Here is a 12593-nt window from a genome sequence, read left to right as displayed (position 1 = left end):
CGCGCCTACACTGGTCGTGTGGTGAGCACCGACTGGAAGAGCGATCTCAGGCAGCGCGGTTACCGGCTGACGCCGCAGCGCCAGCTCGTCCTGGAGGCCGTCGACGCGCTCGAACACGCGACGCCCGACGACATCCTCTGCGAGGTGCGCAAGACGGCCTCGGGCATCAACATCTCGACGGTCTACCGCACGCTGGAGCTCCTGGAGGAGCTGAAGCTCGTCAGCCACGCGCACCTCGGCCACGGCGCGCCCACCTACCACCTCGCCGACCGGCACGACCACCTGCACCTCGTGTGCCGCGACTGCGCCGACGTCATCGAGACCGAGGTCTCCAGCGCCGACGCGTTCGCGCGCAAGCTCCGCGAGGAGTTCGGCTTCGAGACCGACCTCAAGCACTTCGCGATCTTCGGCCGCTGCCGCAACTGCCGCGAGGACCGCGAGCGGACCCCCGGTGAGCACACCGAGCACGCCGGGCACGCATCCGGTGACCGCGCCGAGCACAGCCGCTCCCTGCCGGAATAACCCGGGCCGTGCCGGGGTCGTACCCTTCGTGGATATGAAGACGACCGAGTCGCAGAGCCCGCTCCTCACCCTTCCCGGAGCCGTCGCCGCCGAAGGCGTGGACGCCGGGGTCGCCGCGCACTACGGCGACCTCTTCCGCGAGCAACGCGCCCTCGCGGACGGGCGCGGCTTCGTCGATCTCTCCCACCGGGGCGTGCTCACCGTCGAGGGGCCCGAGCGGCTCGCCTGGCTGCACCTGCTCCTGACGCAGCACGTCAGCGAGCTGCCCGCCGGGCAGGCCACCGAGGCCCTCGTCCTCTCCGCCAACGGCCACGTCGAGCACCACCTCTCGCTCGTGGACGACGGCACCACGACGTGGCTCCACGTCGAGCCCGGCACGCGCGAGGCCCTCGCGGGCTACCTGGAGAGCATGAAGTTCTTCTACCGCGTCGAGGTCGTGGACCGCACGGCGGAGTACGCCGTTGTGCACCTGCCCGCCGGGTCGATCACGCCGACGCCCGAGGGCGCCGCCGTACGGGAGACCCCGGACGGCCGGGACGTCTTCCTGCCCCGTACGGACCTCGCCGCCTTCGCGGAGGCCGCCGGGCCCGCGATCGGGCTGCTCGCCCTGGAGGCGCTGCGTGTCGAGGCGCAGCGCCCCCGGCTCGGCTTCGAGACCGACCACCGCACCATCCCGCACGAGGTCGGCTGGCTCGCGAGCGCCGTCCACCTCGACAAGGGCTGCTACCGGGGCCAGGAGACCGTCGCGCGCGTCCACAACCTGGGGAAGCCGCCGCGCCGCCTCGTCTTCCTCCACCTCGACGGCAGCGAGGTCCACCTCCCGCCGCACGGCGCGCCGCTGCGTCTCGCGGCGGACGGCCCCGAGAGCCGCGTCCTCGGCTTCGTGACGACCTCGGCCCGCCACCACGAACTCGGCCCGATCGCCCTGGGCCTCATCAAGCGGAACGTGCCGGTGGACGCCCCGCTGCTGGCGGAGGAGACGGCCGCGGCGCAGGAAGCCGTGGTCGCCCCGTAGCCCTGCGGGCTCACATCTCCAGCAGGACCGTGAAGGGGCCGTCGTTCGTCAGCGAGACCCGCATCGAGGCGCCGAAGCGGCCCGTCTCGACGTGCGCCCCGAGGTCGCGCAGGCACCGTACGACCTCGTCCACGAGGGGCTCGGCGACCTCGCCGGGAGCCGCCGCGTTCCACGTGGGGCGGCGGCCCTTGCGCGCGTCGCCGTACAGCGTGAACTGGCTGACGACGAGGAGCGGGGCGCCGGTGTCGGAGCACGACTTCTCGTCGTTCAGCATCCGCAGGGACCACAGCTTCCGCGCGAGCTGGGCCGCCTTCGCCGGGGTGTCCTCGTGCGTCACCCCGACGAGGACGCACAGCCCCTCTCCCTTGATCTCCCCGACGACCTCGCCCGCGACGACGACATCGGCCCCGTCCACCCTCTGCACGACTGCACGCATGCGCCCCATTGAACCGTGCCGCCCCGCACGGGGAACGTGAAGGGGGGCGCCCGGGGGCGCACACGCCCCGGTCCCGGCCGCCCCCCTGTGCCGCCCCCGCTCCACCTCGTACGCCCTCGTGCGCTGCGCTGGATGGCTGCATCCCGCCGGGCGTCCTTCCCCCTCGATCCCGCTCCGGACGTGCGCACATAAAGCGGTCGCTAATGGTTCAACGTCCCGCGAATGCGGCCAGTTGGACACAACGGCCGCCTCGCGGGAGCAGAATGCAACCAGCGCCGCGAGGCGCTGTCGAGGGGACGGAACACATGAACAGCTCAGCCATGAGACACCCCGGGGCCCTCGCGGCCCCGACCACGCGCACCGAGGGCACCGCCCACGTCTGGGCCACGGCCCGCGCGCCGCGCCCGCGTGAGGACGAACCCGAGGAGCCCGCGGCCCGCCTCGGGCGGCTCACGCTGCCCGAACTGCGCGAACTGCGGCGGGTCTCGGGCCGCGAGGAGGCCGAACTCAGCTACGTACGGCGGATACTGCACGGCCGCATCGACATCCTCACGGCCGAGATCCGCGGGCGCACCGCCGCACCGGCACCCGCCGCCGAGCAGGCGTCCGCCGCTCAGCAGGCGTCCGCCGCACGGCAGGCGCCGACCGCCGAACAGCCGCCCGCTGCCGTACCGGCGCCCCCCGCGCCGCAAGCGCCCCCCGTCCCGCGCCCCGCGCCCCCCGCCGTCGCGGGCCCCGGGGACGCCGATGTCGTGGCGCGGCTCGCGGACATCCTGCGGGACGGCCCGCCCCGGCACCGGTCCTCGGTCCGGCACCTCGGCGTCGTGACACCGGACGGCGTGGAGGCCGACCGGCTCGCGGGCACGATGCTCCAGGAGGTCGCGCTCTCGGACCTCGCGGCCCGCACCGACGAGGAGTTGTCGCGCGGCCGGGCCCGCCTGCTCGCGTACGAGGCGGACGTCTCGCGCCGCCGTCTCGCCCTCCAGCGCACCGCCGACGGGTGCAGCGCGGAGATCGCCCGCAGGTACCGTGAGGGAGAAGCGCAAGTAGACGACCTGCTCCTGTGACGAGGCGGTGATCCCGCCGTCCCCGGCCGTGCCCCCCGCGGGGCGCGGCCGGGGACCGAGGGGGCGGGCCGCCCGCCCGGAAGGCCGTACCACCCCCCATGAGCACCACCCCCTCGCACTCCGTCGTCGCCCCCGTACTCGCCGAGGTCGTACGGTCCGGCTTCCCCGAGAGCAGGCACCGCGGCAGCCTCGTCCTGCTCGCCCCGGACGGCTCGGTCCGTACCGCCCTGGGCGATCCGGCCGCGCCGGTCTTCCCGCGCTCGGCGAACAAGCCGATGCAGGCGGCGGCCGTGCTGCGCGCCGGGCTCGACCTGGAGGGCCCCCGGCTCGCCCTCGCGGCGGCCAGCCACTCCGGAGAGCCCTTCCACCGTTCCCTCGTACGGACGATGCTCGACGAGTACGGGCTTGACCCCGACCAGCTCCAGTGCCCGCCCGACCTGCCGCTCGACGCCGAGGAGGCGGAGGCGTACCTCGCGGCCGGCGAGGTCAGGGCCCGTGTCACCATGAACTGCTCCGGCAAGCACACCGCGATGCTCGCCGCCTGCGAGGCCGCCGACTGGCCGACCGACTCCTACCTCGACCCCGGGCACCCGCTCCAGCTCCTCGTGCGCGACTGCGTCGAGGAGGCGGCGGGCGAGGAGATCTCCGCGCTCGGCATCGACGGCTGCGGCGCGCCGCTCATGGCGCTGACCCTCACGGGCCTCGCGCGCGCCTTCCGCTCCTTCGTGCTCGCCGAACCGGGCAGCGCGGAGGGCCGCGTCGCCGCCGCGATGCGCGCGCACCCGGAGTACGTGGCGGGCACGCGCCGCCCGGACACCTGGCTCATGCGGGCGGTCCCCGGGGTCCTCTCCAAGATGGGCGCGGAGGCCGTGCAGGCGGTCGCCCTCCCCGACGGCTCCGCGCTCGCCTTCAAGATCGACGACGGCGGCGGCCGGGCCCTGCGCGCCGTCCTCGCGCGCGCCCTGGAACTGCTCGACGTGGACGACCCGGTGGTGGACCGCATCGGCGACCTGCCCCTGACCGGCGGCGCGGTGGCGGTCGGGGAGATCCGGGCGACGTTCTGAGCGGCCGGGGAAACCGGATGGCTCCGGGCGGGCACCCGGCCTAGCCTGCCCCCATGCCCCTCGACGTACGCCCGCTCACCGGCCCCGACGAACTCCCCTCCTGGCTCAAGGTCGTGCGCACCGCCTTCCTCGAACCCCCCACCGTCCCGGCCGAGCGGCTCGCCGAAATCGTCGGCTCCTTCGGCGAGTCGCGCTTCACCGGGGCCTTCGAGGACGGCGGCTGCGTCGGCACCCTGCGTTCCTTCCCGCAGCGCGTCACGGCGGTCGGCGGCGGGCAGGTCGCGGCCAACGCCGTCACCGGCGTGTCCGTCGCGCCGACGCACCGCAGGCGCGGCATCCTCAGCCGCATGATGGGCGCGGACCTCGCCGCCGCGCACGCGCGGGGCGACGCCGTCGCGACGCTCATCTCGGCCGAGTACCCCATCTACGGCCGCTTCGGCTTCGGCCCCGCGACGCACTCGCTCGACTGGCGCGTCGACGTCGCGGCGACGGGGATCGACCGGCAGCGCGCGCTCCAGCCCGGCGACGGGCGGCTCGCCCTCGTCGACGCGGAGACGGCCCTCGCGGAGGGACCGGCGCTGCACGCCCGGTTCCTCGCCGGGCAGCCCGGCGCCCTCAGCAGGGACGCCGCGTGGTGGCGCGCCCTCACGGGCACCGGGCGGCGCGACCCGGGCTGGAAGGAGCCGGTGTACGTGCTCCACCGGGACGCGGACGGCACCCCGGCGGGCCTGCTCTGCTACGAGGCGGACGACACCTCCCGCACCGCCAAGGTCCACGACCTCCTCGCCACGACCGCCGCCGCCCGGCGCGCGCTGTGGACGTACCTGTGCACGATCGACCACGTCTCGCACGTGGAGACGTACCACCGCCCGCCGGACGACGTCCTCCCGCTCCTGCTGCCCGACCCGCGCGCCGCGAAGGTCACGCGCCTGACGGACTTCCTGTGGGTACGGGTCCTGGACGTCGTCGTGGCCTTCGAGGCGCGGACGTACGAGGCCCCCGGCAGTCTCGTCATCGGCGTGGCCGACCCGAGCGGCCCGGCGGGCGGCACGTACCGGCTGACGGCGGACGCGGACGGTACGGGGCAGGTCAAGCGGACCGAGGAGGAGCCCGAACTCAGCCTTGGCGTCAGCGATTTGGCGCGGCTGTGGCTCGGTGACGGCTCGCCGCTCGCGCTCGCGGAGGCGGGGCTGCTCGACGTACGTACGGAGGGAGTGGCGGCCCGTGCCGAACAGGTGCTGCGCACCGCCCGCCGCCCCTGGTGCCCCGACGGTTTCTGAGCCGTACCGCTCCTCGTCACCCAATCCCTCGCCGTGCTACGCGCGTTGACCGTATCCTGCCGCCCGTACGGGCACCGCGTCCGTACAGGCTCCGCACAGCGAATCTCCCGAGCGCACGAGGGGACCCCTATGCCCGCCACGCCACCCCGCCCGCCCCGAAGAGGCCGTCGGCTGCTGACCGTTGCCGCCGGACTCGCCACCGTCGCCGCGCTGACGGCGGCGAGCCCGGCGGCGGCACACGGCAGCCCGTCGCACGGCGGCCGGTCGCACGGCCACCCGTCGCACGGCCACCCGGGTCACGGCCACAACTCCCGTACCGTCGATGTCCAGTTGCTCTCCTTCAACGACTTCCACGGCAACCTCGAAACCCCGGCCGGTTCCTCCGGCTCCCTCTCCGAACTCCAGCCGGACGGCACGACGAAGACGGTCGCGGCGGGCGGCGTCGAGTACCTCGCCTCCTCGCTCCGCACCGCCCGCAAGGGCCACCCGTACTCGGTGACGGCGGCGGCCGGTGACCTCATCGGCGCGAGCCCCCTGCTCTCCGGCCTCTTCCACGACGAGCCGACCATCGAGGCGATGAACAAGCTCGATCTCGACGTCACGAGCGTCGGGAACCACGAGTTCGACGAGGGCGCCGCGGAGCTGGCCCGGATGCAGAACGGCGGCTGCCACCCGACCGACGGCTGCTACGAGAAGGGCAAGAAGTTCCGGGGCGCCGACTTCCCCTACCTCACGGCGAACGTGACGAAGGAGAAGACCGGGAAGCCGCTCCTCAAGCCGTACTGGGTGTGGAAGAAGAACGGCGTGAAGGTCGGCTTCATCGGCGTCACGCTCGAAGGCACCCCGGACATCGTCACGGCGGAGGGCGTCAAGGGCCTCGCGTTCCACGACGAGGTCGAGACGATCAACAAGTACGCCAAGGAACTCGACAAGCAGGGCGTGAAGTCGATCGTGGCGCTCATCCACGAGGGCGGACTGCCCGCGAGCGGCGCGTACAACTACGACTGCGACTCGCCCGCGGCGGGCGGCGGGGTCTCGGGCCCGATCGTCGACATCGCGAAGGGCATCACGCCCAAGGTGGACGCGCTCGTGACGGGCCACACGCACAACGCGTACGTGTGCACGATCCCCGACCCGGCGGGGAACCCGCGCCTGGTCACCTCGGCCTCGTCCTTCGGCCGCCTCTACACCGACACGACCCTCACCTACGACCGCCGCACGCGGGACATCGTCCGCACCAAGGTGGGCTCCGCGAACCACGTGGTGAGCCGCACGCAGCCGAAGGCCGCCGACATGACGGCCCTCATCGGCCGCTGGAACACCCTGGCCGCCCCGGTCGCGAACCAGGCGGTGGGCTGGATCGCGGCGGACATCCCGCGCGGCACTGGCCCGGAGCAGCCGCTCGGCGACCTGATCGCGGACGCCCAGCTCGCGCACGCGAAGACCCTCGACCCGAGCACGTCGCTCGCGCTCATGAACCCGGGCGGCATCCGCGCGGACCTCGTGCACGCGGCGAGCGGGGCGGAGGGGGACGGCGTCGTGACATACGGCGAGGCGTTCACGGTGCAGCCCTTCAGCAACACGGTGAACCTCGTGACGCTGACGGGCGCGCAACTCGTGAGCGCGCTCCAGGAGCAGGTCAGCGGCCCGAACGAGGCGTCCCCGAAGATCCTCCAGGTCTCGGACGGCCTGACGTACACCCTGGACCTGACGAAGTCGGGAGCGGCCCGGGTGGACACGTCGTCGATCCGCCTGAGCGGCGCGGCGATCGACCCCGCGGCCTCCTACCGCGTGGCGATGAACAGCTTCCTCGCCGGCGGGGGCGACGGCTTCACGTCCCTCGGCAAGGGGACGAGCCCCCTCGTGGGCAGCGACGACCTGAAGGCGTTCAACGACTACCTGACGGCCAACTCCTCCTCGGCCACCCCCCTGGCCCCGCCGAAGGCGGACCGGATCACGGTGGTGAAGTGACGGCGTAGCCCCCGGGCGGCCGACCGGGCCCCGCACCCTCCGCCTTCCGCGGGGGTGCGGGGCCCGCTGGCGTCCCCGGTCAGTCCGTCACCGGCAGGCACTCGCCGAGCAGGTCCACGAGGTCGCGCCAGGCGCGCGGGGCGTGCACGGGGTGGAAGGCGACGGCGGGGACCGTGGGGTGGTCGACCGGGGGGTAGGGGAAGGCGTGGCGGGCGCCGCCGTAGACGGTGAGGCGCCAGTCGGTCCCGGCCGCCTGGAGTTCGGCGGCGAAGGCTTCGCGCTGGGCGGGCGCCATGATCGGGTCCTCGGAGCCGACCCCGGCCCAGACCGGGCAGCGGATGCGGGCCGTCTCGGCGATCCCGCCCGTCATCAACGCGTTGACCGTCCCGATGGCCTTCAACGGCGCCCCGTCGCGGCCGAGTTCGAGCACGACGGCCCCGCCGGTCCCGTACCCGATCGCCCCGATGCGCCCGAGGTCGGTACGGGGCTCGGCGGTCAGGACGTCGAGTGCCGCGCGCCCGATCCCGCGCGGCCGCCCGGGATCGGCGAGGAGCGGCAGGCAGCGGTCGAGCATGTCCTGCGGCTCGCGGAAGTACCTTCCGCCGTGCAGGTCGAACGCCAGCGCCACGTAGCCGAGTTCGGCCAGCGCCTCGGCTCTGGCCCGCTCGACGTCGCTGAGCCCGGTCCCCTCCGGCCCCACCAGCACGGCGGGGCGCGGCCCCGTGCCCGCGGGAAGCGCGAGGTGGCCGGTCATGTCCAGCCCGTCGGCGGTGTACGGGACGCTGCGCGTGCGGACTGTGGTCATACGCCGGACCCTACGAGCCGCACGCCTGGCCCGCGCGCGGGTTCACCGAGGGCGGACGACCTCGCCGCCCGCCCGTGCGGCTGCCAGGTTGCGACGCGCGCGCCCGGTCAGGGCGAGACCGCGCGCGCCCGGTCAGGGCGGGACCGCGCCCGCTCGCTCCGGGCCGCAAGGCGCTCGCTCAGTCCAAGCAGAACTCGTTGCCCTCGGGGTCCTGCATCGTGACGCACGACTCCTCCTCGCCGTCCGCGAGTTGGGTCCACAGGTGGACCGCGCCGAGCGCTTCCAGGCGGGCCTGCTCCCCCTGGAGCGTCGCGAGGCGCTCCTCGCCGACGAGGCCCTTGCCCGCCCTTACGTCGATGTGCACGCGGTTCTTGACCGTCTTGCCCTCGGGAACGCGCTGGAAGAGGAGGCGCGGGCCCACGCCCGTCGGGTCGGCGCACGCGAAGTAGGCCGGCTGCTCCTCGGGCGGCAGCGAGCGGTGGTACTCCTCCCAGCTCGCGAAGCCCTCGGGAACCGGGGGGAGGACGTAGCCGACCGCCTCGCACCAGAAGGCCGCGAGGAGGGCCGGTTCGGCGCAGTCGATGGTGATCTGGAGCTGGCGGAGCGTAGGCATTGGCGCACCGTAGCAGGGGGCCGGGCGGGCGGTCGCGCGGTTTTCACGCGCGCTCCAGCTCGGCAAGTGTCGCGTTCAGCCAGGTCAGTTCGGCCTCGCTCGTGGCGCGGGCGATGCGGAGGAGGCCCCGGCGGAAGGGGTCGGGGAACTCCTCGGCGCGCAGGGGGCGTTCGTCCTCGTCCCTGTAAAAGAAACTGCTCGGCTCGGTCAGGAAGGCCAGGCGGCGGCGGAGCACGGCGGCCTGTCCGGCCGGGGTGGGGAGGTGGCGGAGGAAGGCCAGGACGGTGAACCAGTGGTTCTCGTCGGTCAGCGCCGTGCCCTCGGTGGCACGGAGTCGGCGGCGGAGTTCGGCGCGGCCCGTCTCGGTCAGGGTGAGGACGTGACGGGGGGCGGCGCGGGTGCCGGGTTCCGTGCGGCGGGTGAGGAGGCCCGCGCGCTCCAGGCGCTTGATCGCCGGGTAGAGGGTGCCGTCCGAGAGGGGGCGCACGTGACCGGTCAGCCGGGCCACGCGACGCTTCAAGTCGTAGCCGTGCAGGCCCTGTTCGTACAGGAAGCCGAGGATGGCGAGTTCGAGCACGGGGTCTTCTTCTCTCGTCCGGGGTGGCCTGGTACCTCGATGACGAGGTATAGCTTAGGCGAGGTATTTTCGTCGTTCGTCACGGGGGAGTTCTGTCGTGCGCGCAGTTCAGGTGACCGCTGCCGGTGACCGGGTCCGGTGGATCGAGATGCCAGGGGCCGCGCGGCCCGCGCGGGTGTACGTGCACGGGCTCGGGGCCGCCTCGGGCCCGTACTTCACCGAGGTCGCGCTGCACCCGGCGCTCGCCGGGCACCGCTCGCTCCTCGTGGACCTGCCCGGCCACGGGATCAGCGACCGGCCGACGTCGCTCGCCTACACGATGGAGGAGCACGCGGACTTCCTGGCCCGTGCGCTGGAGGCCGCGGGGGTGCGGGGCGCGTACGTCGTCGGGCACAGCATGGGCGGGACCGTCGCGGTACTGCTCGCCGCGCGCCATCCGCACCTCGTGGGGCGGCTCGTCCTCGTCGACGCCAACCTCGATCCCGTACGGCCCGAGGCGGAGACGCCGGGGAGCAGCGGGCTCGCCGCGCTCGGCGAGGAGGAGTTCCTCGCCGGGGCGTGGCGGGAGGTGCGGGACCGGGCGGGGGCGCACTGGTGGGCGACGATGCGGCTCGCGGGGCGCGAGGCCCTGCACCGCAGCGCGGTGCACCTGGCGCGTACGGAGGTACGGGGCGTCCTCACGCGGCTCGCCGTCCCCCGCGCGTACCTCCACCCCGAGGCGGACGGGCCCGTCGCCGGGGCGGAGGCGCTGCGCGCGGCGGGCGTCACGCTCCGGTCCGTACCGGACTGCGGGCACAACATCATGCTCGACAACCCGGAGGGGTTCGCGCGGGTGGTGGGGGAGTTCTTCGGCAACTGACGTGTGGCCCCTGGGAGTCGCGTGGGCTCCAGGGCCCTCGCGCACTGGTGGAACCGGAGCGTGCCGGACTAGCTTCGTCGCGCAGCGGCCAACGGGGGACTTTGGGGGGACGGATGGGAACGGAAGGCGCCAAACCGAAGGTCGACAATCCGGACCGGACCCGACTCGGCGACCCCCTCGGGCAGTTGAAGGGAGACCGCTCGGCCTTCGTCGGGGCCTTCGAGCCGGCGGCGAAAGAGGTCGGCAAGGGGAGCGCGACCGCCGCACTGGCCTGGGTGGGCGATACGGCCGAGCGCTGGCACACCGACGTGGCGGGCCACCGCAAGAAGGTGCGGGAGCGCATCGACGTCGTACTCAGCGACGTACAGCGCCACATCAACTCCATGCCCGCCCAGGTGACTCCGGAAGAGGCGGCGGCGATGAACCGCAACCGGCGGATGCTCTGAGAGAGGGGGCCGGACCACATGGACCCGGACGCCACCTCGGGCAGCTTCTTCGGGGTGGGGCGGCCGTGATCGCCAGGCGCACATGGGTGATCGGGGGTGCGCTCGTGGTGGTGGCCGTCGGCGCGGGGCTCGGTGTCGCGGCTTCGCAGGGGGCCTGCTCCCCGCGCGGGGACATCGCGGCGTCCGATGTCTGCTCGAACGTCCCCGACCGCGCGAAGACCGCCGAAGTTCCGCGCTCCGTTCTGCGCGAGGAGTCCTCCTCTTCCTTGCGGGCTCAAGCGGGACGGGCTTGAGCCGTACCGGGCCGGTGAGAGGGCATGGGCCGGCTCCCGGGCGGTGGTGATCGGGGTTCCTTGCTGGCCTGCCGAGGCGCCGGGCGAGGCGGTGCGCGACCTCGCGGTGTCGGTGCAGGCGAGCGAACCGCTCGATACCGGGAGCGGGAACGCGCGCAAGGTTCTCCTCACGCTCGCCACCGACTTCGCCCGGCAGGCGCACAAGGACGCCCGGTGCGATCTGCCCGCGCGTCTGCCCGGGGGCTGAGCGGCGCGCGAGGGTTCAGCGGTTGTCCGAGAGGGTGGCCGGGTCGGTGTTGGCACCGCAGAGGATGACGGCGACGCGTTCGTCCGGGTGGGGTGTGTAGGCGGAGGTCGTCAGGGCGGACAGGGCCGTCGCCGCCGCGTGTTCGACCGCCAGGCGGTGGTGGTCCCAGAGGTCGCGGCGGGCGCGGATGATCGCCTCGTCGGGGACGGTGAGGAGCGCGGACAGGGGGTCGCGGGCGGCGTGCAGGGCCAGCTCCGTCGCCCTGCGGGCGCCCAGGGAGTCCGCCGCGACCGAGTCCGGGACCACGTCGACCACTTCGCCCGCCTTCAGCGCCTCCGCCAGCGCCGCGCACTGGGCCGGCTCCACGCCCACCGCACGGATGCCGTGGTGGTGCGCCGCCGTCGCGACCCCGGCGAACAGGCCGCCTCCGCCGACCGCCACCACGACCGTCGTCAGACCGGGGACCTGCTCCCGGACCTCGTCGAGCAGCGTGCCCGCGCCCGCCGCGATGAGCGCGTCGTCGTAGGCGTGCGAGAGCAGCGCGCCCGAGTCGGCCGCGTACTCCGCGCAGGAGGCCGCCGCCTCCGCGTACTCCCTGCCCACCAGGCGCACCCGCGCCCCGTACTCCGCGAGCCGGTCGACCTTCACGCGCGGCGCGTTCTGCGGCAGGAACACCGTCGCCGGTACGCCCGCCTCGCGCGCCGCCCACGCGCACGCGAGCCCCGCGTTGCCGCCCGAGGCGATCGTCACCCCGGCGTCCGGAAGCGTCCCCGCCTCGCGGTGCGCCGCGACGAAGTTCCACGCCCCGCGCGCCTTGAAGCTCCCCGTGTGCTGCGTGAACTCCAGCGCGTTCCACACCCCGGGCGCGAAGGGCGCCACGACGGTGGGGCGCACGTGCCCGGCGATCCTGTCGCGCGCCGTCTTGATGTCGTCGTACGTCAGCGGGGGCATGGGTCTCCTGGCGAGCGGGCGGGGCACGGGGGTGGTACACGGCCAGTCTGCCGTGCCGGTACCACCCGGCGCACGCCCTTCGGGCTCCTCAGGCCCCGGGCGCCTGTGTCCAGGGGGTCTCGGGGTGGTCGAGGGGGGCGAGGAAGCGGCGCTCGTAGCGGCGGATGCAGCGCGTCGTACGGGCGAGGTCGAGCGCGGCCCGGCTCTCGGGGTCCTCGGCGCTCCGCTTGCGGTAGCGCTCGTAGCTCGCGAAGTCGGGGAAGGTGAAGAGGGCGTACGCGATGTCGCTGTCCCCCTCGCTCGGCAGGAAGTACCCGTGGTGGACGCCGCCGAAGCGATTGACCAGGGTGATCCAGCGGCGCCCGTACTCGGCGAAGTCCTCCACGCGGTCGGGGTCGATCTCGTACTTGAGGTGGACGGTGATCACGGGGCTCCCTCGGTGAGTGG

General features: G+C 74.0%; 15 protein-coding genes. 9 read left to right on the top strand and 6 right to left on the bottom strand.

Annotated features, from left to right (window positions below):
- The first annotated feature begins 18 nt into the window (after nt 1-18).
- Both STTU_RS14440 and STTU_RS14435 read left to right on the top strand, forming a co-directional pair.
- Complete coding sequence (locus STTU_RS14440) at nt 19-522, top strand: Fur family transcriptional regulator (RefSeq protein ID WP_007824062.1); 504 nt, start codon at nt 19-21, stop codon at nt 520-522.
- Between the two features lie 34 nt (nt 523-556).
- Nucleotides 557-1537 carry a YgfZ/GcvT domain-containing protein gene (locus STTU_RS14435; RefSeq protein WP_007824060.1) on the top strand — a complete coding sequence of 327 codons (981 nt, stop codon included), beginning with the start codon at nt 557-559 and terminating at the stop codon, nt 1535-1537.
- Nucleotides 1538-1547: 10 nt separating this feature from the next.
- On the opposite strand, the gene dtd is transcribed toward STTU_RS14435, so the two are convergent.
- The gene (dtd, locus tag STTU_RS14430; RefSeq protein ID WP_007824058.1) at nt 1548-1973 is read right to left on the bottom strand and encodes a D-aminoacyl-tRNA deacylase; all 426 of its coding nucleotides are present in this window, start codon (nt 1971-1973) and stop codon (nt 1548-1550) included.
- 320 nt (nt 1974-2293) lie between these two features.
- Here dtd and STTU_RS14425 point away from each other — a divergent pair, with 320 nt between their 5' ends.
- The 4 genes from STTU_RS14425 to STTU_RS14410 all read left to right on the top strand — a co-directional run bounded on the left by STTU_RS14425 (nt 2294) and on the right by STTU_RS14410 (nt 7355).
- A complete protein-coding gene (locus STTU_RS14425; RefSeq protein ID WP_043255209.1) occupies nt 2294-3040 on the top strand; it encodes a hypothetical protein in 747 nt (248 codons plus the stop codon).
- Between the two features lie 98 nt (nt 3041-3138).
- A complete protein-coding gene (locus STTU_RS14420) occupies nt 3139-4104 on the top strand; it encodes an asparaginase (RefSeq protein ID WP_007824051.1) in 966 nt (321 codons plus the stop codon).
- Between the two features lie 53 nt (nt 4105-4157).
- Nucleotides 4158-5384, top strand: coding sequence for a GNAT family N-acetyltransferase (locus STTU_RS14415; protein ID WP_007824049.1), 1227 nt, complete (start codon nt 4158-4160; stop codon nt 5382-5384).
- A gap of 129 nt (nt 5385-5513) precedes the next feature.
- The gene (locus tag STTU_RS14410) at nt 5514-7355 is read left to right on the top strand and encodes a bifunctional metallophosphatase/5'-nucleotidase (RefSeq protein ID WP_007824047.1); all 1842 of its coding nucleotides are present in this window, start codon (nt 5514-5516) and stop codon (nt 7353-7355) included.
- Between the two features lie 79 nt (nt 7356-7434).
- Here the strand turns inward: STTU_RS14410 and STTU_RS14405 are convergent, their stop codons facing one another.
- From STTU_RS14405 to STTU_RS14395, 3 genes are all read right to left on the bottom strand, one after another.
- On the bottom strand, nt 7435-8160 hold the full coding sequence (locus tag STTU_RS14405; protein ID WP_007824045.1) for a dienelactone hydrolase family protein: 726 nt from the start codon (nt 8158-8160) through the stop codon (nt 7435-7437).
- Nucleotides 8161-8338: 178 nt separating this feature from the next.
- Nucleotides 8339-8773 carry a VOC family protein gene (locus STTU_RS14400; RefSeq protein WP_007824043.1) on the bottom strand — a complete coding sequence of 145 codons (435 nt, stop codon included), beginning with the start codon at nt 8771-8773 and terminating at the stop codon, nt 8339-8341.
- A gap of 43 nt (nt 8774-8816) precedes the next feature.
- Nucleotides 8817-9350 (bottom strand): PadR family transcriptional regulator, encoded by a 534-nt coding sequence (locus STTU_RS14395; protein ID WP_007824042.1) that lies wholly within the window; start codon nt 9348-9350, stop codon nt 8817-8819.
- A gap of 97 nt (nt 9351-9447) precedes the next feature.
- Between STTU_RS14395 and STTU_RS14390 the strand changes: the two genes are divergently transcribed.
- From STTU_RS14390 to STTU_RS36070, 3 genes are all read left to right on the top strand, one after another.
- Nucleotides 9448-10209: an alpha/beta fold hydrolase gene (locus STTU_RS14390; RefSeq protein ID WP_043255207.1), complete on the top strand. Its 762-nt coding sequence runs from the start codon at nt 9448-9450 to the stop codon at nt 10207-10209.
- 113 nt (nt 10210-10322) lie between these two features.
- A complete protein-coding gene (locus tag STTU_RS14385) occupies nt 10323-10655 on the top strand; it encodes a hypothetical protein (protein WP_007824040.1) in 333 nt (110 codons plus the stop codon).
- A 339-nt stretch (nt 10656-10994) separates the two neighbouring features.
- Entirely contained in the window at nt 10995-11195 is a 201-nt protein-coding gene (locus STTU_RS36070) for a hypothetical protein (RefSeq protein ID WP_324607887.1), read from the top strand.
- A 15-nt stretch (nt 11196-11210) separates the two neighbouring features.
- Here the strand turns inward: STTU_RS36070 and STTU_RS14375 are convergent, their stop codons facing one another.
- Nucleotides 11211-12146: a serine/threonine dehydratase gene (locus STTU_RS14375; RefSeq protein ID WP_007824036.1), complete on the bottom strand. Its 936-nt coding sequence runs from the start codon at nt 12144-12146 to the stop codon at nt 11211-11213.
- 88 nt (nt 12147-12234) lie between these two features.
- Nucleotides 12235-12573: an NIPSNAP family protein gene (locus STTU_RS14370; protein WP_007824034.1), complete on the bottom strand. Its 339-nt coding sequence runs from the start codon at nt 12571-12573 to the stop codon at nt 12235-12237.
- Nucleotides 12574-12593 lie beyond the last annotated feature (20 nt).

The organism is Streptomyces sp. Tu6071 (genome assembly GCF_000213055.1).
GTDB classification, from domain to species: Bacteria; Actinomycetota; Actinomycetes; order Streptomycetales; family Streptomycetaceae; genus Streptomyces; species Streptomyces evansiae.
This window is presented reverse-complemented; position numbering and strand designations above follow the sequence as displayed.